Source organism: Tropicimonas sp. TH_r6 (assembly GCF_033101155.1).
Taxonomy (GTDB): domain Bacteria; phylum Pseudomonadota; class Alphaproteobacteria; order Rhodobacterales; family Rhodobacteraceae; genus Tropicimonas.
Map to the genome: position 1 here is coordinate 119,253 of NZ_JAWMPX010000010.1, position 19,457 is coordinate 138,709.

The 19,457-nt window shown below is 63.6% G+C and carries 19 protein-coding genes; 6 read left to right on the forward strand and 13 right to left on the reverse strand.

What is annotated here, in order from left to right; genetic code table 11:
• Nucleotides 1-30: 30 nt before the first annotated feature.
• The 3 genes from rbsB (at nt 31) to rbsK (ending at nt 2,912) form a co-directional block, all read left to right on the forward strand.
• A complete protein-coding gene (gene rbsB, locus R3X27_RS11955; RefSeq protein WP_317709092.1) occupies nt 31-912 on the forward strand; it encodes a ribose ABC transporter substrate-binding protein RbsB in 882 nt (293 codons plus the stop codon).
• A gap of 70 nt (nt 913-982) precedes the next feature.
• Complete coding sequence (locus R3X27_RS11960; RefSeq protein ID WP_317709093.1) at nt 983-1,975, forward strand: LacI family DNA-binding transcriptional regulator; 993 nt, start codon at nt 983-985, stop codon at nt 1,973-1,975.
• 16 nt (nt 1,976-1,991) lie between these two features.
• Nucleotides 1,992-2,912, forward strand: a complete 921-nt coding sequence (rbsK, locus tag R3X27_RS11965; protein ID WP_317709094.1) for a ribokinase — start codon at nt 1,992-1,994, stop codon at nt 2,910-2,912.
• Nucleotides 2,913-2,962: 50 nt separating this feature from the next.
• On the opposite strand, the gene R3X27_RS11970 is transcribed toward rbsK, so the two are convergent.
• The 9 genes from R3X27_RS11970 to R3X27_RS12010 all read right to left on the reverse strand — a co-directional run bounded on the left by R3X27_RS11970 (nt 2,963) and on the right by R3X27_RS12010 (nt 12,721).
• Complete coding sequence (locus tag R3X27_RS11970) at nt 2,963-4,174, reverse strand: MFS transporter (protein ID WP_317709095.1); 1,212 nt, start codon at nt 4,172-4,174, stop codon at nt 2,963-2,965.
• 16 nt (nt 4,175-4,190) lie between these two features.
• Nucleotides 4,191-5,180, reverse strand: a complete 990-nt coding sequence (locus R3X27_RS11975; protein WP_317709096.1) for a nuclear transport factor 2 family protein — start codon at nt 5,178-5,180, stop codon at nt 4,191-4,193.
• Nucleotides 5,177-6,205, reverse strand: coding sequence for a LacI family DNA-binding transcriptional regulator (locus R3X27_RS11980; RefSeq protein WP_317709097.1), 1,029 nt, complete (start codon nt 6,203-6,205; stop codon nt 5,177-5,179). The genes R3X27_RS11975 and R3X27_RS11980 overlap by 4 nt, the downstream gene beginning before the upstream one ends.
• 59 nt (nt 6,206-6,264) lie before the next feature.
• Entirely contained in the window at nt 6,265-7,317 is a 1,053-nt protein-coding gene (locus R3X27_RS11985; protein ID WP_317709098.1) for an ester cyclase, read from the reverse strand.
• Nucleotides 7,318-7,337: 20 nt separating this feature from the next.
• The gene (locus R3X27_RS11990) at nt 7,338-7,865 is read right to left on the reverse strand and encodes an ester cyclase (RefSeq protein WP_317709099.1); all 528 of its coding nucleotides are present in this window, start codon (nt 7,863-7,865) and stop codon (nt 7,338-7,340) included.
• A gap of 286 nt (nt 7,866-8,151) precedes the next feature.
• Nucleotides 8,152-9,303, reverse strand: coding sequence for a carbohydrate ABC transporter permease (locus R3X27_RS11995; RefSeq protein ID WP_317709100.1), 1,152 nt, complete (start codon nt 9,301-9,303; stop codon nt 8,152-8,154).
• A gap of 1 nt (nt 9,304) precedes the next feature.
• A complete protein-coding gene (locus R3X27_RS12000; RefSeq protein WP_317709101.1) occupies nt 9,305-10,327 on the reverse strand; it encodes a sugar ABC transporter permease in 1,023 nt (340 codons plus the stop codon).
• Between the two features lie 73 nt (nt 10,328-10,400).
• Nucleotides 10,401-11,609, reverse strand: a complete 1,209-nt coding sequence (locus tag R3X27_RS12005; protein WP_317709102.1) for an ABC transporter substrate-binding protein — start codon at nt 11,607-11,609, stop codon at nt 10,401-10,403.
• A gap of 56 nt (nt 11,610-11,665) precedes the next feature.
• Nucleotides 11,666-12,721, reverse strand: a complete 1,056-nt coding sequence (locus R3X27_RS12010; protein WP_317709103.1) for an ABC transporter ATP-binding protein — start codon at nt 12,719-12,721, stop codon at nt 11,666-11,668.
• A 165-nt stretch (nt 12,722-12,886) separates the two neighbouring features.
• Here R3X27_RS12010 and R3X27_RS12015 point away from each other — a divergent pair, with 165 nt between their 5' ends.
• Entirely contained in the window at nt 12,887-13,891 is a 1,005-nt protein-coding gene (locus R3X27_RS12015; RefSeq protein WP_317709104.1) for an ester cyclase, read from the forward strand.
• A 176-nt stretch (nt 13,892-14,067) separates the two neighbouring features.
• Here the strand turns inward: R3X27_RS12015 and trpB are convergent, their stop codons facing one another.
• Nucleotides 14,068-15,273: a tryptophan synthase subunit beta gene (gene trpB, locus R3X27_RS12020; protein WP_317709105.1), complete on the reverse strand. Its 1,206-nt coding sequence runs from the start codon at nt 15,271-15,273 to the stop codon at nt 14,068-14,070.
• A 282-nt stretch (nt 15,274-15,555) separates the two neighbouring features.
• Entirely contained in the window at nt 15,556-15,789 is a 234-nt protein-coding gene (locus tag R3X27_RS12025) for a helix-turn-helix transcriptional regulator (protein ID WP_317709106.1), read from the reverse strand.
• Nucleotides 15,790-15,908: 119 nt separating this feature from the next.
• Here R3X27_RS12025 and R3X27_RS12030 point away from each other — a divergent pair, with 119 nt between their 5' ends.
• Nucleotides 15,909-16,214: a hypothetical protein gene (locus R3X27_RS12030; RefSeq protein WP_317709107.1), complete on the forward strand. Its 306-nt coding sequence runs from the start codon at nt 15,909-15,911 to the stop codon at nt 16,212-16,214.
• Between the two features lie 6 nt (nt 16,215-16,220).
• Here the strand turns inward: R3X27_RS12030 and R3X27_RS12035 are convergent, their stop codons facing one another.
• Nucleotides 16,221-17,213 (reverse strand): adenosine kinase, encoded by a 993-nt coding sequence (locus tag R3X27_RS12035; protein WP_317709108.1) that lies wholly within the window; start codon nt 17,211-17,213, stop codon nt 16,221-16,223.
• Nucleotides 17,210-17,851, reverse strand: coding sequence for an endonuclease III (gene nth, locus R3X27_RS12040; protein WP_317709109.1), 642 nt, complete (start codon nt 17,849-17,851; stop codon nt 17,210-17,212). Before nth ends, R3X27_RS12035 begins: the two co-directional genes overlap by 4 nt.
• A 337-nt stretch (nt 17,852-18,188) precedes the next feature.
• Here nth and R3X27_RS12045 point away from each other — a divergent pair, with 337 nt between their 5' ends.
• Nucleotides 18,189-19,397 (forward strand): aminopeptidase P family protein, encoded by a 1,209-nt coding sequence (locus tag R3X27_RS12045; RefSeq protein WP_317709110.1) that lies wholly within the window; start codon nt 18,189-18,191, stop codon nt 19,395-19,397.
• The last annotated feature ends 60 nt before the right edge of the window (nt 19,398-19,457 follow it).

The window sequence follows — 19,457 nt, forward strand, 5'->3', positions numbered from 1 at the left end:
CTACATGACCCAACCTGGAGGAGAACCGTCATGAAAAAGCTTCTTGGACTGGCCACCGCCACCGCAATGCTGCTTGGCACCACCGCACCCAGCTTTGCCGCAGACACGCTGGCCCTCGTCGTCTCGACGCTGAACAACCCCTTCTTCGTCACCCTCAAGGAGGGCGCCGAGGAGAAGGCCGGCGAGCTTGGCTATGAACTGCTCGTGCTCGACAGCCAGAACGACCCGGCCAAGGAACTGGCCGCCGTCGAGGACGTCCTCAACAAGGACGTGAAACTGCTGATGATCAACCCGACGGATTCGGACGCTGTCCGCTCCGCCATCCGCGCCGCCAACCGCAAGGACGTGCCGGTCGTGACGCTGGACCGTGGCGCCTCGGGCGGTGATGTGGTCTCCCACGTGGCCTCCGACAACATCCAGGGTGGCGAGATGGCCGCTGAACTGGTCAACGCCACCTTTGAAGGCGCGGCCAAGGTCGTCGAGCTTCAGGGCGTGCCCGGCACCTCTGCCGCCCGTGACCGCGGCGAAGGCTTCAACAAGGGCATCGATGCTGTCGACGGCCTGATGATCGTCGCCTCCCAGGCCGCCGATTTCGACCGCACCAAGGGTCTCAACGTGATGGAGAACATCCTCCAGGCGCAGCCCGAAGTGAATGTTGTCTTCGCCCATAACGACGAGATGGCGCTCGGCGCGATCAAGGCCATCGAGGCTGCCAAGCGCGACATCCTCGTGATCGGCTTCGATGGCACCGACGATGCCGTGGCCGCCGTGAACGACGGCTCCATGCTCGCCACCGTCGCCCAGCAAGCCGCGATGATCGGTTCGCTCGGCGTCGAGACCGCCGACAAGATCCTGAAGGGCGAGGACGTGGCCGACTACACCCCGGTTCCGCTCCAGCTGATCCAGAAGTAGGCTTTCCACACAGCAACAGGCTCCGGGGCAGTGCACCTGCCCCGGAGCACCCCCGGAAAGCGAGGCAGAAATGGTCAGTATCAAACACGTGGCGCAAGCCGCCGGCGTATCGGTTTCGACCGTTTCGCATGTGATCAACAAGACCCGCTTCGTCGCCCCGGACACCCGCGCCGCCGTCGAGAAGGCGGTGAAAGACCTGGACTACCAGCCAAGCTATCTCGCCCGCGCGCTCAAATCCAAGCGCACCCACACGCTCGGCATGCTCGTCACCTCCTCGACCAACCCATTCTTCGCCGAGATCGTCTCCGGCGTCGAAGAAGGCTGCTATCGGGCCGGCTACAGCCTGATCCTGTGCAATGCCGGCGACCAGCCCGGCCGCCAGCGCGCCTATCTCCAGACGCTGATGCAGAAGCGCATCGACGCTCTCGTCGTCATGACCACCAATCGCGATCCCGAATTCCAGGAAGATCTGGCGCGGCTCAACACGCTGCCGCGCGCCGTGCTCGATTCCGAGCCGATGCCCAATGCCTGTGCCATAGGCGACGATTCCCTGCTCGGCGGCCGGCTCGCCGGGGAAGCGCTGATCCAGCGCGGCCATGACCGGATCGGCTGCCTCACCGGCCCCGTCAACCACCCTCGCTCGCATGACCGTCTCGAAGGCTTCGAACAGGCCATGTCAGAGGCCGGTCTCGAGCTTGACCCCGACCTGATCGTCACCGGCGACCTCTCCGCCCATGGCGGCTACGAGGCAATGGTCGAACTGCTGGACCGCGCCGCACCCCCTTCGGCGGTCTTCGCCTTCAACGACCTGATGGCGATGGGCGCTTATCGCGCCATCACCGAGCGGGGCCTGCGCATCCCTGAAGACATCTCGGTCATCGGCTATGACGACCTCGAGATCGCCTCCTATCTCTACCCGGCGCTCACGACGATCCGGCAGCCCGGTTTCGGCCTTGGCCTCGAAGCCGCCGAGATCCTGATCGGACATCTCGAACGCGGCGAGGAACTGCCCGCGCTGATCCGCAAGCTGCCAGAACTCGTGGCCCGCGATTCCCTGCGCTAGAAGAAAGACACGCCCCATGCCCATTGCCGTCTTCGGAAGCATCAATATCGACCTGACAGCCTATGGCACCCGCCTGCCCCGCCCCGGCGAAACTTTGCATGGGAGCCGCTACGCGCTCGGGCTCGGCGGCAAGGGCTGCAACCAGGCCGTCGCCGCTGCGCGGCTTGGCATTGAAACGACACTCGTCGGCCGCATCGGGCGCGACGAGTTCGGGGCCAAGGCACTTGGGGAACTGCGGACACTTGGCGTCCCGACTTCCGGCATCTACGAAGACCCGGAAAGCGATACCGGCATAGCCGTGATCGGGGTCGATGCCGAGGCGCAGAACTGCATCACCGTGATCGGCGGGGCCAACATGGCCATTGACGGCAGCGACGTCCATCGCGCCGCCGCGACCTTCGCCGTCGCCGATATCCTGTTGTTGCAAATGGAGATCCCGTTGCAAGCAGCGCTCATGGCCGCCGACCACACCCGCCAGACCGGAGGCCGCGTCATCCTCGACCCCGCTCCCGCCCCGAGCGAAGGCTACGCGCCCGGCGTGCTGGCGCGGATCGATGTGATCACGCCCAACGAGACCGAAACCGAGCTGCTGACCGGCCTCAAGCCGACCAATCCGGAGGAAGCCGCCGAAGCGGCTTGCAAGCTGCGCGCCCAGGGCGTTGCCGCAGCCGTGGTCAAGCTTGGCGCGGCCGGGGTTTATTTCCAGGACGCAGAAAGCGGTGGCTTCATCGCCCCCTTCAAGGTCGACAGCATCGATTCTGTCGCCGCCGGGGACTGTTTCAACGGCGGGCTCGCCACAGCACTCGCAGAAGGCAAGCCCCTGGGAGACGCCGTGCGCTTCGCGGCAGCTTGCGGCGCGCTGTCCACGACCAAGCGCGGTGCCTCCGCCTCGGCGCCGACCCGCGAAGAGGTGGACAGGCTTCTCGCGCGCGGCTGAGCAGGCTTCGAGCGAGCTTGCCCGCGAAACGGGCCTTGAAGAGGAGCAGCCTACATGTCCGCCGCGCCGAGATGGCGTCGCAGAAAAACCAGCACGGCGGGTGTCAGCGCAGCCAGGCCGACGCAGGTCACCGCCTCCCATCCGAAACGCGCAAGGCACCAGCCCCCAAGGGCTGAGAATGCCGCGCCAACGAGCGTGAAGGAGGCCATGAACACGCCGTTGAGTCGCGCACGGGCGCTCTCATCGAGACCAAATATCTCGCGTTGGCCGATCACGAAGCTGAAGGTCACAGCGGCATTGATCAGGGCTGCGGCGACACTCATGGCAAGCGCGCCGCCGGCATGGCCAGGCACGGCCCAAAGGGTCAGCAAGAAGCCGCCCGCAGCCATGGCCAGCCCCATCGCCGTGCCCAAGCGGCTCCGTCCCCGATCGGCGAGTGCCCCCGCCGGAGGCGCGGCCAGCGCGCCCGTCGCGGCCGTCATGGCAAAAAGTCCGATCTCGCCCTGGCTCCATCCCCACTGTGGCTGCATCAACCAGATCGGCGCCGCCGTCCAGAACAGCGAAAAGCCACCAAACAGCGCGGCCTGGTAGAGAATTCGTTCCCGGAGCAGGCGATATCGGCCGAGCGCCGCGAGCATGGAGGCAATCACCGCAAGGTAGCTCTCGCGAGTTCGCGGCTGGCGTCTGGGCAGGCGCGCGGCCAACGTGAGCAGCAGTCCCAGCATGAGAAAGCTGTTGATCCGGAACACCCAGTGCCACTCCAGAAACTCGGCGATGACACTTGCGGCCGGACGCGCGAGCATGATCCCGAGCATGAGGCCCGCCGTAACGATGCCGATGGTCTGCCCGCGGCGGCTCTCGCAGACCAGATGCGCGGCATAGGGCACGAGGACCTGCACGCAGACCGACCCGAGCCCGATCGCAAGACTGGCTGTCAGGAAGAGCGTCGCCGCAGCAGTGCCACCGGCCACAAACAGCCCCAGCCCCGCCAGGGCGACGAGCCCGAGGATCAGGCGCCTGTTCTCCACGCGGTCGGCGAGGGGTACAACGAGCAAAAGCCCGGCGCCATAACCGATCTGGGTCAGCGTCACGACCAGCCCGGCCACCTCCGCGTTCAGGCCAAGGCTCTCGGAGATCGGCCCGGCCAGCGGCTGCGCGATATAGACATTCGAGGCCAACACGCCACATGCAAGCGACAACAGCCAGATCAGCTGTCGCTCGGGCTGTCCACGGGACCGCGCAGTTATCGCATCGACGCTCATGCCTGTCGCCACACGCTCAGGCCAATTCGCTCTGCATCAGGATCTGCTTCCATATCGCGGTCTCGTCAAAGAGGGTCCATTCGCGTCGAACCACAGGCCCGGGCGTGCCCAACTGGCCGAATTCAGCGTGGCTGATGCCCAGCACGTAGACCTCGGCGCCAGTTGGAGCTCCGAAAGTGCCCCATCCATCATGCCGCCCATGCAGGCTCCAGCGGATCGCGGCGCGAGGCGGCATCATCGGATCGTCGCGACCGATCTGGTGGTGAATCTCGAACCGGGCATTCGGGAAGGAGGCGCGCAGCCCCATCCAGAAACGGTCAACCGCGCCAAAGGAATGGCCGGTGACCCCGCCTGGATATTCCGACTGCACGGCCCGGTCATACGCCTGCTCGATCACCGCCATGTCCGCGCCCATGATCCGGGTCAGGCTTTCGGCATAGCGGGCGCCCCATTCATTGTCATTGCCGTGGCCTTGGTAGGGGCCGGCAAGATCGGTCTCGGGGGTCAGCGGCTGCGCGCAGGCCTTCGGCCCGCCCTCCCGCGCGATCAGATCGGCGGCATAGGCCTTCGGCTCCCATCCCATCTGCCGCACGATCGCGCCCTGATCTCGGATCAGCCATTCGTCGTTGATACTGTTCGCAATCGCGTGGCAATCGGCGATGATCCGATAGCTGAGCCTCTGCCCCGTCGCCCTTCCATAGGCGCCGTCCCCCAGATGGGTCGCAGTCGACAGGATCCGGTGCGAACTCAACATCCCGTCTTCGGGTGTACCGGACCAGATCACGTCTTCGCCAAGCAGGGTGCGGTCCGGAAACTCCGCCAGCGTCGCCATCGTCGCGCCAATGACATTTTCATTCCCCGTCACCACCGAAGACGGCGAGCGCACGACGATATCCGGCGCGTAGTAGTCATGCAGCGTGGCGATGCCGCGATCTTCCCAGATCTCCTTCGTAATGCCGATGATATAGTCAGGAAAGTCGCGGAATTTCGGGTCGAAACCGTTCATTTCGTCAATCCTTCAGGCAGACGGGCCGAGCCGCGCAGGATCAGCTCCGCATCGACGACCTCGTGTTTGGGTTCGGCACTCTCGGGGGCTTCGATCGCCTCCAGGAGCGCGTTGACGGCTTTCTCGACCATGAGGCCGGCGGGCTGACGCACTGTCGTCAGGTTGTAGGCGTGCCAGCTTGCGCTTGGCACATCGTCATAGCCGACGACCGAGACATCGCCGGGCACTGACAGGTCGAGTTCGTAGCGCAGGACATCCATGACGATGAGCGCCATGTGGTCGCCGGCGACGAAAACCGCATCGGGGCGCGTGCGCTCCGGCCCCGAGAACATCCGGCGCGCGGCCTCGGCGCTGCGGTCGCTGTCGAAATCCCCGATCTCCCGGCTGGCGAGGTCGCGCCCCGCCTCGGCGAGCGCCGCGCGGAAGCCGGCCTCCCGGTCCCGCTGGGTCGAGGCCGCTTCGGAGCCGGCGATATAGCCAATCCGCTCATGCCCCCCGGCCAGCAGGAATGCGCCAACCTTGCGCCCGCCGGCAAAATTGTCCGTGGTCACCGCGTTCAGCCCGGACACATCCTGCGAGCGGTTGAAGAGCAGGACCGGAACGCCGGCCGCCTCGCACCGCGACGCGAGGTCGGATGAGAGCGCGGCAGAGGCGAGGATGATCCCGTCGACTTGGTAGGAGAGGACTTCTTCGACGATCTCGTCCGCCTCGCGCTCGGTCTGGGAGGTCAGGAAGACAAGGATATGGTAGCCTCTGGCCTGCAGCGCACCGGACAGTTTCTCCAGAACTTCCGGGTAGAAGAGGTTCTCCAGGTAGGCGACCACCAGCCCGATGATGCGGCTGCGCCCGGAGACCATGGCGCGCGCCAGCACATTGGGTCGATAGCCAAGCTCGGCGGCCGCCTTGCGCACCTTATCCGCCGTCTTTGGCGAAGCGGAGGCGCCGCTCGTGAAGACACGGCTGACGGCGGACTGGCTGACGCCGGCACGTTCCGCAACCATCTGTGCTGTTACCCGTGTTGCCATGATCCTGAAGCCACTCCTCCGCCTGCTCTGCCCCGGTTGGACCGGGGCGTATCAAACCCTTAACGCTCTCCGACCGGGAACGGGACCACGCCCGGCACCCGAGCCTTGTTGAATTCCCGCAGACGGCGGAACACGTCCACCCCCAGTTGTCGGTAGGCATCGAGAATGTCCACCATCACCCAGTTTTCCCGGATCCTGCCATTCTCGATCCGCCAGAAATCGAGGCTGCGCATGGTGATCCTCTTGCCGGACGGGGCGATCCCCAGCCAGCCATCATCGGTGACCGTCTGGATCATGTCGGGCCAGCCGGTCACGGCGGCGTAGTCGCCATCGCCGAAGAAGTGATAGGTGATCTCGTCCAGATACTGGCCACGATCCGGCATGCCAGCCAGAAAGGGGATCTGGTGCCAGTTCCGAAACCCTGCGATCCCGCGCCCCGTTCCGATGCCTGCCGGTCCGTACCAGTTCATTCTCGGATGCCAGAATCGCTCTATTTCCATCACCTCCGGCCCGCCCTGGGAGGGGTGTTTCTTCATATGCTCCAGCATGTCGATGATGTGCTGTTGACTGGCCTTCGCCCTTTCCGGGTCCCACGGCCCGGGCACGATCCCGTCCAGGGTCGCCGGGCCGGGCACGTTCCACTCGCGCCCGAGGCTTGGCGCCATGGGCCAGGCATTGGCCTGCATCATCACTTCCGGGATGTCCCAGAGCGTCTGGATCTCCGTGACCTTGCCATCCCCGAACCGATAGAACTCGTGGAACCGCATGTGGACCTGATGCCCCGTCGGCGGAATGTCGAGCCATGGGGCGACGAAGGTGCCTGTATAGAAGCCGCCCGCACCGACCCAGTCAGCGCCCTGCTCGTCCGGCCCCGCCATGACAATCCAGTCGCGGCGCTCCAGATCCGGGATGGAGGACAGAAGCGGCGCGTAGCATGCGTCATACAGCTCCGCCGGGCCCGTCAGGTCGCCAAAGGGATGGCACATATGGACCACCGCGTCAGGCGTGACCAGCACGTCCAGCGCCGCGCGAACATCGCTTTCATCGAAATCATACATCGCGGCCCGCAGCGGGGCGATGACGGCCTTGTTGGCTGTGTGAACATCACGCATCTGGCTTGCTCCTCACCGTGTCACGCTGGACGCGGCGCGTCGCGCTCGCCGCGGTCGAAGGCTTCCCAGCCCTCGCCGTTGAAGACATCAACGCCGAGCTGCGCCAGCACATGCGGGAAATCCACCATCACCCAGTTGTCGGTGATCTTGCCGTCCTCGACCTTCCAGAAATCCATGTAGCGGATCTCGATGCGCTTGCCGGTCGGCTCCACGCCCATGAAACGTCCCGTATGCGTCGCTTCCTGGCGTCCGAAGGCCGCCGCCCACTCGCCCATGTAGAGCCGCGCCTCGTCGATGCAGGTCTTGTCCGAAAACGCCGCCTGGAAGGGGCGTTGCCAGTTGTCCTGAAATTCCTTGAGGCCGGTCTTGGTGCCGCAGCCGGTATTGCCCATCCAGCGGAAACCGCTGGAGAAGAACTCGCCGATATCGGCGATGCGGTGATCGTTGAGACCGTCCACCATGCCTTCGATCACGGCGCGGGTCTCTTCGGTCTTGTTCATGTCCGTGTCGCGGCTGAGCACAGCCTGTTCAGGGCGGGAACCCTTCATTCGAACCACCTTTCATGCATGGATGTCAGGAACAGAGGATCGGTCACGGGGTAACCGCTGGCTGATCCCAAGACGGAATCGACCTGACACTGCGGACAGAGCGCCGTGTCATCGTCACCGCTTGCGGGGACTGAACGGGTGTCGGTCCATTCCGAGATTTCGGACGGCGAAAACACCCCCCGACAGTAAAAACACGCACATGTTTCGCTTGCTTCGATTTCAGCACGGTTTCTGAAAGAATGCTTGTGTGCAGCAGCGATATCCCAGCCCATCGGAGTTCCTTCTTTCAACCCTTCACAGCACCAGCTGTCAGGCCGCTGACGATCTGTCGTTGGAACACCATGACCAGGATGAAGAGCGGTGCGGTGATCGAGACAGCAGCGGCCACAGCGACGACCTGATCGGTCGTGGTGGTCTCTCGGTTGAACATGCCGGCAATGGCCGGAACCATGGTCTGGTTTTGCGCGTCTAGCAGCAGCGACGTCACAAGAAAATCGTTATAGGCCAGCAGGAACGAAAACAGCCCTGTTGTGATGACACCCGGCCACATGACCGGCATGATCACCCGCCGGAAGGCCTGGAAATGGCTGCAACCATCGACGCGGGCGGCCTCGTCCAGCTCGGCGGGGATGTTCTGGAAGAAGCTCCTGAGCATCCAGATCGTGAAGGGCTGGTTGATGGCGACGAGTACGGCGATCACGGCCCAGGGCTTGCCGTAAAGCGTCGGCGCGGCGTCGCCCAGGATCGGCTTCAGGATCTCGGCGGAGTTGATGAAGACCGGCAGGTAGCCCGCCACCAGCACCGAATGCGGCAGTGCCCGGAAGACCAGCGCGATGATCAGGATCCAGAAGGCCAGCACCGAGCCTGAGCGCGCGAGGCCGTAGCCCGCCAGCGTGCCTACTGTGAGTGAGATGGTGACGACTCCGGCGGTGACGATCAGGGAATTCTGGAAATTCTGGAAGAAGCCGCGCTCGACCCAGACGGTGTAGTAATGCTCCGTGGTGAAGCCCCAGACATCCTTGCCCAGTGGGCCCACCAGCGGGTTGAGCGTGTTCAGCAGCGCCGGCAGGAGGGCGAAGAAGGTGACGAAGAGGACGAGCCCGGTCACGGAGACGCCGATCAGCCAGCCGAGCCACTGGCGGCCCTGCGGCGCATAGGAGCGAACCATGTCCGGCAGGAGCTTTGCAATGCTCCGGCCCATCCAGAGCGCGCAGCCGAGATAGGTCAGAATGTCGAGGATCGAGATGCCCTTGCCGGTGGCCAGCGTCTCAGGACCGAAGATGACATTCCAGGCCGAGGCGTCGAAGGCGTCGACAGGGGATTTGACGCTCATCACCGTGATCCAGAGGATCGGGAAAGCGGCGATGGCGCACCAGAAGATCAGGAAGCCGGAGGAGAGCAGCTTGAGGCTCAGCGGCTGGCGGTGGACGGCTTGCATGTCAGTGGCTCCCGCGATGGTCGCGCCAGGTGCGCTTGAGCAAGGGGACGAGGATGATGGCGATCCCGATCATGGTCAGCATGGCCGAGGCCGAGGCGCGGCTGATCGAGCGGTTGCCGGACTGGTCGGGCTGCAGGAAGTCATAGGTCAGCCATTGCAGCGAGATCACATGGCCCTGCGACGAGAAGCCCACGATCTCCTCGAAGACGCGATAAGTGTCCATCAGGTGGATCATCGAGACGAAGACGATGAGCGGCATGAGATGCGGGATGACGATGTATTTCAGCCGCTGCCAGCGTGAGGCGCCGTCGATCAGCGCTGATTCCAGGCTGTCGGAATTCACCGTCTGCAGGCCGGCATAGAAGACGATCGCCGCGAAGGGGGCGACATGCCAGATGCGGTAGAACATCATCAGGATCTCGATGGTCCAGGCCTGCGCGAAAAGGGCGATGTCGCGGTCGAGCAGCCGCTCCAGCGTGGCCGTGAGGATGCCGTCGCCGCGAAAGAGCCAGTTGATCGAGAGAGCGCCGATCACGGGCGTGATGATGAAGGGCAGGAGCGAGATGAAGATCACCGGGCCGCGGATCTTCTTGGTCGCGTTGTTGATGACAATGGCGATGGCCAGCCCCATGCCGATGACGAGCGGCAGGGTGATGAAGGTGAAACTCAGCGTGAAGCGCAGCGCCTTCCAGAAATCGATGGTCTGAAGCCCGGTTAAATCGAACGCCTTGAGCGCCGCCCAGGCCTTTTCCGGCTCCAGCACGTTGCGATAGCTCTGCAACCCGACCCATTCGGTGGTGGTGACGATCTCGCCCGCCGCGTCGAGCACCGGCTGGGACTTCTCCTCGGTCACGCAGGTCTGGACGAGGAAACCGGGGGTGCAGGTCTCGACCTCCACGGTCTCGTAGACCGGTTGTGTGATCTGGAAGGATTGGAGGAACACCGAAACCAGCGGAAACGCGATGAAGAGCAGCATCATCAGGACCGAGGGGCCGACGAAGACGGCAAAGGTCTTGAACTTCATGGGGCTTTCCTTCGCGTTTCCGAGGCTCGCGGGGGGGATGACGGGGAGAGCGCCGCCCTCCCCGCGATTTTCGTTACTCGACGACGCCGGCTTCCTTGGCGGCGGTCACATAGGCGGCTTCGATATCCGCCAACGTGGTCGCGGCATCCTTGGCGCCGGTCAGGTAGTCGGACAGCCCGTTTCCAAGCTCCGTATGCAGGATGCCGAAGGGCACCGAGGACGGGTAAGGCTTGGCACCCGCGCCGGCGGAGGCAGCGGCGCCAGCGGCCAGTTCGCCCGGAACGTAGCCGGGGATCAGCCAGATGCCGGTGTCATTGTTGGCCTTGACCATCTCCGCATCCATGCCTTCGAGTGCGACCTGGAAGGCGGCTTCGGCCTCGGCGTCTGTCTGGTTGGCGGCGAGCACGATGCCGTCCCACCAGATCGTGGTTGCGGGGAACTCGCTGCCCATCGGCGCGCCGGCCATGGCGACCTTGCCGACGACCTGGCTCTCGGCCTCGTCATTCATCGCAGCCGCGCGGGAGGCCCAGAGATTGGCCATGGCGATCTTGCCTTGCTGGAACTGCTGTTGGACGTAAGTGCTGTCGGAGACGAGATATTCCGGGTCCATATACTCGGTCATGGCCATCATGACCTCGAGCGCGGCAAGGCCCTTCTCGTTGTTGATGCTCGGCATGTTGCCGTCGCCGAAGAATTCGCCGCCCTCGCCGAGGAAGAGGTTGATGAATTCCTGGCCGAGGTTCCAGCCGGTCTTGAAGGTGCCGCCCAGCGGGTATTCGACCACGCCGGATTCCTTGATCTTCGCTGCCGCGTCGAGGACTTCGGCCCAGCTCGTGGGCGCCTCGATGCCGAGATCGGCGAGGATGTCGGCGCGATACATCAGGTGCTGGGCGTTGACCTGCATGGCGACCGCCATGACCTTGCCATCGATCTTGATGAGCTGGTTCGGCGTCAGGGCCGCGCCGTATTTCTCGACCAGGTCGTCCAGCGGCCGGATCGTGCCGGCATTCAGGAGCGGCACCATTGTTCCGTTGGCCACGCCGCCGATATTGTAAAGCGCCGGATCGGCCGCGAAGGCCTCAGGCTGCTTCTCGCGGAATTCCTGATCCAGAGAGGCTTCGAAATTGCCGCATTCGGCCATGGCATCGGTCACGACCTTCCAGGCTTCGAATCCGGCAGAGAGCGATTTCAGCGGCACGGTGTTCTCGAAAGCACATTCGGCGAAAGCGACCGAGGACAGCAGCGACATCGCGCCCGCAAGGGCAATCGTCTTGAGTTTCATTTCCACGTCTCCCTGTGATGTGGCCCTGTCGGCAGGCGGGCCGGGTGGTTTGGAGCTCACGCTCCGATGCGTTCGCCCGTCCGGGCTTCGAAATGGTGGCAGATACTGTCGGGCACACAGATCGCGACCGGGTCGCCGATCTCTGCGCGGAAGGTCTTGTCGGCCTTGACCGAGACCAGCGCTCCATGGATGCGCACCGAGATCATCACCGCATCGCCCAACAGCTCCTGCGTGTAGATCGGCGCGGTGATCTGGCCTGCCTCACCCTCCCGGGCGATCCAGGCATCCTCGGCGCGGAAACCAAGAACGATCTTGCCGTCCGGCAGCAGCACGCCGGGGATGATCGTGTGTTCGGAACGGAAGGTGCCGCCGGTCACCTCACCCTCAATGAGGTTCATCGCCGGTGAGCCGATGAACCCGGCCACGAAAGTGTTGGCGGGGCGGTCATAGATATCGGTCGGGGAGCCCACCTGCTGGACAATACCGGCCTTCATCACGACCACGCGGTCCGCCAGGGTCATCGCCTCTATCTGGTCATGGGTGACGTAGATCGTGGTCACGGCCAGTTCGTGGGAGAGATTCTTGATCTGGGCGCGGGTGGAGACGCGCAGCTTGGCGTCGAGATTGGAAAGCGGCTCGTCCATCAGGAAGACATTGGGCTCGCGCACGATGGCGCGGGCCAGCGCCACGCGTTGCCGCTGTCCGCCCGAGAGCTCCGCCGGTTTGCGATGCAGGAAGTCGCGCAGCTCTACCATGTCGGCCGCGCGCATGACCTTCTCGTCATGCACCTTCGGATCGACGCCGCGCACCTTCAACGGGAAGCGGATATTCTCGTAGACATTCATGTTCGGGTAGAGCGCATAGCTCTGGAACACCATCGACACGTCACGGTCCTTCGGCTCCAGGTCGTTCACAACCTTTCCGCCGATGGAGATCTCGCCCTCGGTCACGTCCTCAAGCCCCGCGATCATGCGCATCGTCGTCGTCTTGCCGCAGCCCGAGGGGCCCAACAGCACAAGGAATTCGCGGTCGGCGATGGTCAGGTTGAAATCTTCGACGCCGACAAAACTGCCCCAGCGCTTATGGACATTGCGAAGCTGTATTTCGGCCATGGGCTGTTCCTGCGGTCACGTCTTGCCATTTGCATACGTTTGCACGAAGGGTTTACAGCGAGTCGCGCTCAAGGCAAGCAGTTTTGCAAACGTATGCAAAGTGAGGTTTGCCGAGTTCTTGAGCCGTCGCGAAAATGTGCGAATTTCAATCGGGACTGCTGGGAAATGAGTGAACTTCAGAACGCCAAGCAACTGGTTCGGGACTATCACGACAAGCTTGACGCAGCTTCGCCCGGCACAATCGCCGAAACCCTGGGTCAGTATGTCGGGCGCGAGTATCTCTGGCGCGGTTTTCATCCCTTCAACCTGATTGAAGGCGCCGACGCCGTGGCCGGCCAATTCTGGGAACCGCTGCGCGCCTCGCTCAGGCATCTGCAACGTCGCGAAGACATCTTTTTCGCCGGTCGCAACGAGATCGACGGCTTTTCCTCGGTCTGGGTGGCCTCGATGGGGCACCTGATGGGGCTGTTCGACAGCGCCTGGCTGGGGATCGCCCCAACGGGCAAGATGGGCTTCCTGCGCTACTGCGAGTTTTGCCGCGTCGAAGGCGACAGGATCGTCGAAACGGCGATGTATTTCGACATTCCCCACTTGATGATGCAGGCCGGGCTACAGCCCTTCCCGCCGCAGACCGCGGCCCATCTCGTCCAGCCGGGTCCCATGACCCATGACGGCCTGCTGTTCGCACAGCAGGACCCGGCAACGGGCGAGGACACGCTGGCCCTCATCAACGCAATGATCTCCGATCTCGGCCAGTGGAAATCCGGCCTGTCACTTGAGGACGAACTGGCCCGGACCTGGGCAGATGACATGATCTGGTGGGGACCGGCCGGGATCGGCGCGACCTACACGATCAACCGCTATGCCGAACAGCATTCCGCCCCCTTCCGAGCCGGATTCGCCGATCGCTCCGGGACCGGCCATATCTGCCGCATGGCAGAGGGGCAGTATGGCGGCTTCTTTGGCTGGCCCAACTTCACCGCGACGCCAACAGGCGGTTTTATGGGACTGCCGGGAACCGGAAAACCCGGCGAGTTTCGCGTGATCGACATCTATCGACGCGCTGGCGACAAGCTGGCCGAGAACTGGATCTTCATCGACCTTCTGCATTTCTGGAAACAGCAGGGCGTGGACATTCTTGCAAGGTCGGAGCACGTGCCGAGAACATGACCGTTTCCCGATGAAATCCCGGTTGATCAGCCGGGCTCGGCGGCGTCGGGTCAAGATCGACGCAGCACCCTGACAACGTCCCGTCATGGTTCGGTGCATCTCGCCAGAACCCCATGCCGGAACCCTCTCCAAGAGGATTCCAGCTTTGGTTTCGTTGCTTCGGAGAGCTGTGCGCCCTACGCGTCCCCGAACCCGAAAGTCTCGGTGACATAGTCGAGATCCTTGTCGCCGCGCCCCGAGAGGTTCAGCAGGATCGACTTGCCCGGGTTTTTCGGCGCCTCGCGCAGGGCGAAAGCCACCGCATGCGCGCTCTCCAGGGCCGGGATGATGCCTTCGTGGCGCGAGAGCTTGTAGAAGGCGTCAAGCGCCTCCGTGTCGTCGGCAGCCACGTAGTTGACCTTCCCGATCTTGTGCAGATGCGCATGCTCCGGCCCAACGCCCGGGTAGTCGAGCCCCGAAGCCACCGTATGCACCGGCGCCGGCTCACCCGCTTCGTCGGTCAGGACAAGAGTCCGGAACCCGTGAATATCGCCATCCGCGCCATAGGTGATGGTCGCCGCGTGATCGCCAAGGTTGGAGGACGTCCCGTGCGGCTCGACGCCGTAGAGCGCGACCCCGTCATCGTCGATGAACCCTGCGAAGAGCCCCATCGCGTTCGACCCCCCGCCGACACAGGCCGCAACCATGTCCGGCACCTGCCCATCCGTCATTTCGGCGAATTGCTCGCGAGACTCGATCCCGACGATGGACTGGAAATCCCGTACCATTTTTGGGAACGGATGCGGGCCGACCACGGAGCCGATGCAGAAGAGCGCCGTCTCCGCCTGCGCCACGTAGGATTGGAACGCGCTGTCAACGGCTTCCTTGAGCGAGCGCCCGCCAAAGCCGACCGGCACGACCTGCGCTCCCAGCAGCTTCATCCGGGTGACATTCGGCGCTTCCTTCTCGATGTCGATCTCCCCCATGTGGATTTCGCATTCGAGCCCGAAATAGGCCGCCGCCGTGGCCAACGCGACACCATGTTGTCCCGCGCCCGTCTCGGCCATGATCTTGGTCTTGCCCATATGCTTGGCCAGCAGCGCCTCCGCCATGCAGTGGTTCAGCTTATGCGCGCCGGTATGGTTGAGATCTTCGCGCTTGGCATAGATCTGCGCTCCGCCACAGAGCTCGGACAGGTTCCGGAGATAGGAGATCGGCGTCGGGCGGCCCTGGAAATGCTTGCGGATCAGGCGCAACTCGCTGAGGAACTCGCTGGACTTCGACAAATGATCGTAGGCCTCCCGGATTTCCTTGAAATGCGGCTCCAACGGTGGCGGCAGCATCGCGCCGCCATAGTCGCCAAACCAACCGTCCCGTGTCGGGGTGGATGTCAGATATCCCATTGTTCCTCTCCCTCGTTCAATGTCGGGTACGACAATCGGCGGGGCGGGCGAGGAGGACAAGCTGCGGCGTGCTGGCCAGTTGTCGCAGGCAAGGCGCGGGTTGGCGGACGAAACAGTTCCTTGCCACGATTGCAGGGACGGGCGACACGAGCCGTGCGATCCGATGGATCGCCTCACGGTCCGGCTCCAGGTGACGTCAGGAAGACCGGTACCAGCCACACCACCACGGGGACCGGGCTGCCGTTTCGCTGAACTGGAAAACCAGCCGAACGGTCCGCGCCGTCATTTTTTCGATTTCAGAACAACATGCAGATCGTAGCCGTCTTCGGTCTCGGTCCAGCTGGCTCCGGCCTTGCCCAGCGCCTTCTCCAGAGCCCGGACTGTCGAGTAGCCCGCACCGGAGCCCCCTTCCAACCGTTTGAGCGTCTGAACATGGACACCGGCCGCTGCGGCCAGCTCCTTCTGCTTCAACCCGGCGGCGCGCCGCGCGCGGGATATAACTTCACCGATCTTCATGCGAGCCGCATCGCATCCGAGAATGAAAAAATCAACCCCGTCAGTAACATTTGCTACTCAAGGTACAATAAGATATCCTCATGTTATGTTTTCTTAGACTAAATCAGGAGAGCGGCGGAATGATGATATTGGCCACCGGTTTTGCCCTGCTGCTGGCTGGCGGTCAGGGAGAGGTCTACGTCGCTCGCGGCGACACTCTGGTGATCTCGGGAACAGCGATCCAGTTGCACGGGGTCGAGCTTGACACAGGGTCCCGCCAGCAAGCGGAAACCGCTCGCCAACAGTTGCAGGCAATCGTTCAGGACAGGTTTGTCACCTGTCGCCTGACCGGAGAAATGCAGTCAAACCGGCGGCTCGGACGTTGCACGGCCGACGGAGAAGACATTGCCGCCGCGCTCGACGCCCACGTGTCTTCGGTCAAGTAGCGACCGCTAGAGCACACCCTCGGCCCGGAACAGATCCTGCATGTCGGTATCCGGGCGCGGACCAAGATGGCTGATCACCTCGGTGGCACAGATCACGCCCATCCGGCCACAGGTCGCGAGATCCCGACCGGTGCTGAGCCCGTAGAGGAAGCCGGCCGCGAACTGGTCGCCGGCGCCGGTTGCATCGACCGGCGTGACCTCGTGCACCGGCACTTCGATCCGCTCATTGCCCCGGATCAGGACAACATCCTCGCCGGAACGGGTGCAGATCACGAGCCCGCAATCGAGCCGTGCATGGCCAAGCGCCGTTTCGAGATCCTCGGTTTCGTAGAGCGAGCACCATTCATGGCTGTTGCCCATGACGTAGTCCATTTCGCCGGAGACCAGCCTGCGGAAATCGTCGCGATGCCGGTCGACGCAGAACGGGTCGGAGAGCGCGATGCCCGCCTTGCCGCCCGCTGCCTTGCAGAGCCGCGTCGCCTTGAGAAAGGCTTCCTTTCCCTTGTCCTTGTCGAAGAGATAGCCCTCCAGGAACAGAAGCTCGGCGCGGCCCGCGACGTCGTCGGAGACATCTTCCGGCCCCAGCTCGGCGGAGATGCCAAGATAAGTGTTCATCGACCGCTCGCCATCGGGCGAGACAAAGATCATCGAGCGCGAGGTCGGCAGCTCGCCATTGGGCACCGGCGGATTGACGAAATCGGTGCCTTCTTCGGCCAGGGTCTTGGCGTAATACTGGCCCAGATGGTCGTCATGGACGCGGCCGATAAAGGCGGTCTTCAACCCGAGCACGCCGATCCCCGCCAGCGTATTGGCAACCGAGCCGCCGGGCGCCTGCTGGCGGTCATCCATCGCCGCGAAGAGGATCTCGGCCCGCTCCTTCTCGATGAGCTGCATGATGCCCTTCTCGATCCCCATGATGTCGAGAAAGCTGTCGTCGGAATGGGACAACACGTCCACGATGGCATTGCCGATGCCGACAACCTGGTATTTCGCACTCATTCGACGCCGTCCTTCTGGCAGAATTCCTCGATCACGCAGACCCCGCAATTGGGTTTGCGCGCCTTGCAAACATAGCGGCCGTGCAGGATCAACCAGTGATGCGCGTGCTGCGCGAAATCGGCCGGGATGTTGTCCTCGATGGCGCGCTCGACCGCGACCACATCCTTTCCGGGCGCGATGCCGGAGCGGTTGCCGACGCGGAAGATATGGGTGTCTACCGCCTGTGTCGGCATGCCCCACCACATGTTGAGCACGACATTGGCCGTCTTGCGACCCACTCCGGGCAGGCTCTCAAGAGCTGCGCGGGAATTGGGCACTTCACCACCATAGTCCTCGACAAGGATACGGGAGAGTTTCATCACGTTCTTCGCCTTGTTGCGATAGAGCCCGATGGTCTTGATATGCTCGATCAGGGCCTCCTCACCGAGATCGATCATGTCCTGCGGCGTGGCGACCTTGGCGAAGAGATCCCGCGTGGCGCGGTTCACGCCCTTGTCCGTTGCCTGCGCAGAGAGCGCGACGGCAACGACGAGGGTGTAGGCATTGGTATGGTCCAGCTCGCCTTTCGGCTCCGGCTCGCTTTCCTGGAAGCGCTCAAAGATCTTGCGAAGGGTCGCGTAGGGAAGTTGCTTGCTCATAAAGCGGGTTTGCCTCGGGATGTCGCGACTGGCAAGAGGCGGTTCGGACGGAAAGCGGGGCGCGCCACGGTTCCCGGCATCCGGGTTGCCGGCAGATCAGGCCCTGACCAAACGCCTCTCTATTGACCGAAACGCCCAGCGACTGGACGACATCGCGGGGCTTCGTCGTCCCCCCTGTCCTGCCAGGGCCAAACCACTGGCCAACTCCCTGCCTCCCTGCCAGATTGCTCGGGCCGGGGGCGATGGCGTCGCCCCGTCAAAGGCGTCACCCGTCCTGTACGCCGGGACCTTTCTCGCGAGGGGTCCGATAAAGCTGGCCCCCGATCCGGAGGTCGACATGACGACACGCCCGCAATCCTATCGTTTCCACAATGGGGAAAAAGCTCCCCTGCCCTTCGCAACAGCCGAATACGAGGCCCGGCTTGCCGGGCTCCGGGCGATTATGGAAGCGGACCGAATCGATGCCGCGCTCTTCACCTCGATGCATTCCATCGCCTACTACTCCGGCTTTCTCTATTGCGCCTTCGGCCGCCCCTACGGCCTTGTCGTGACTGCGCAAGACTGTGTCACGCTCTCCGCCGGCATCGACGCCGGCCAGCCCTGGCGGCGTTCGGTGGGCGACAACATCACTTATACCGACTGGACCCGGGACAATTTCTGGCGGGGTGCGGCGCAAGTCGCTGGCAGCGGAAAGCGCATCGGCATCGAGGCAGATCACCTGACGCTGGACAGCGCGGCCAAGCTCGACGCCTTCCTGTCACCCGCCGCCCGGATCGATATCGCCCCGGCCTGCATGCAGCAACGGATGCGCAAGAGCCCGGCCGAGATCGCGCTGATCCGCGCCGGGGCGGCGGTGGCGGATGTCGGCGGCTACGCCATCCGCGATGCTATCCGCGAGGGCACTCGGGAAATCGATGTTGCCATGGCCGGGCGTGACGCGATGGAGTTGGAGATCGCCAAACGCTTCCCGGAGGCCGAATATCGCGACACATGGGTCTGGTTCCAGTCTGGCCTCAACACCGACGGCGCGCATAACCCGGTCACCGGCCGCACGCTCCAGCGCGGCGATATCCTCTCTCTCAACACCTTCCCGATGATCTCAGGCTATTACACAGCGCTGGAGCGGACGTTGTTTGCTGGCGAGGTGGATGACGCTTCCCGCGCGATCTGGGAAGCGAATATCGGCGCCCATGAGCTGGGCATGTCGCTGCTTAAGCCCGGCGCCTCCTGCGCCGAGGTCACGGAGGGGGTGAACGCCTTCTTCGAAGAGCGGGACCTGCTGCAATATCGAACCTTCGGCTATGGCCACTCATTCGGCGTTCTGTCGCATTACTATGGGCGCGAGGCGGGGTTGGAGCTGCGTGAGGATATCGACACGGTGCTGGAGCCCGGCATGGTCATCTCCATGGAGCCGATGCTGACCCTGCCGCAGGGAGCATCAGGCGCGGGCGGCTATCGCGAACACGACATCCTCGTGATCACCGAGGACGGCGCGGAAAATATCACCAAATATCCGTACGGCCCCGGTTTCAACATCGTCGGCTGAGTGCCCCCTGTCTGGGCAACAAGGCGTGCCTTCGCGCAGAAATCTCCGCCGGGGCGGATT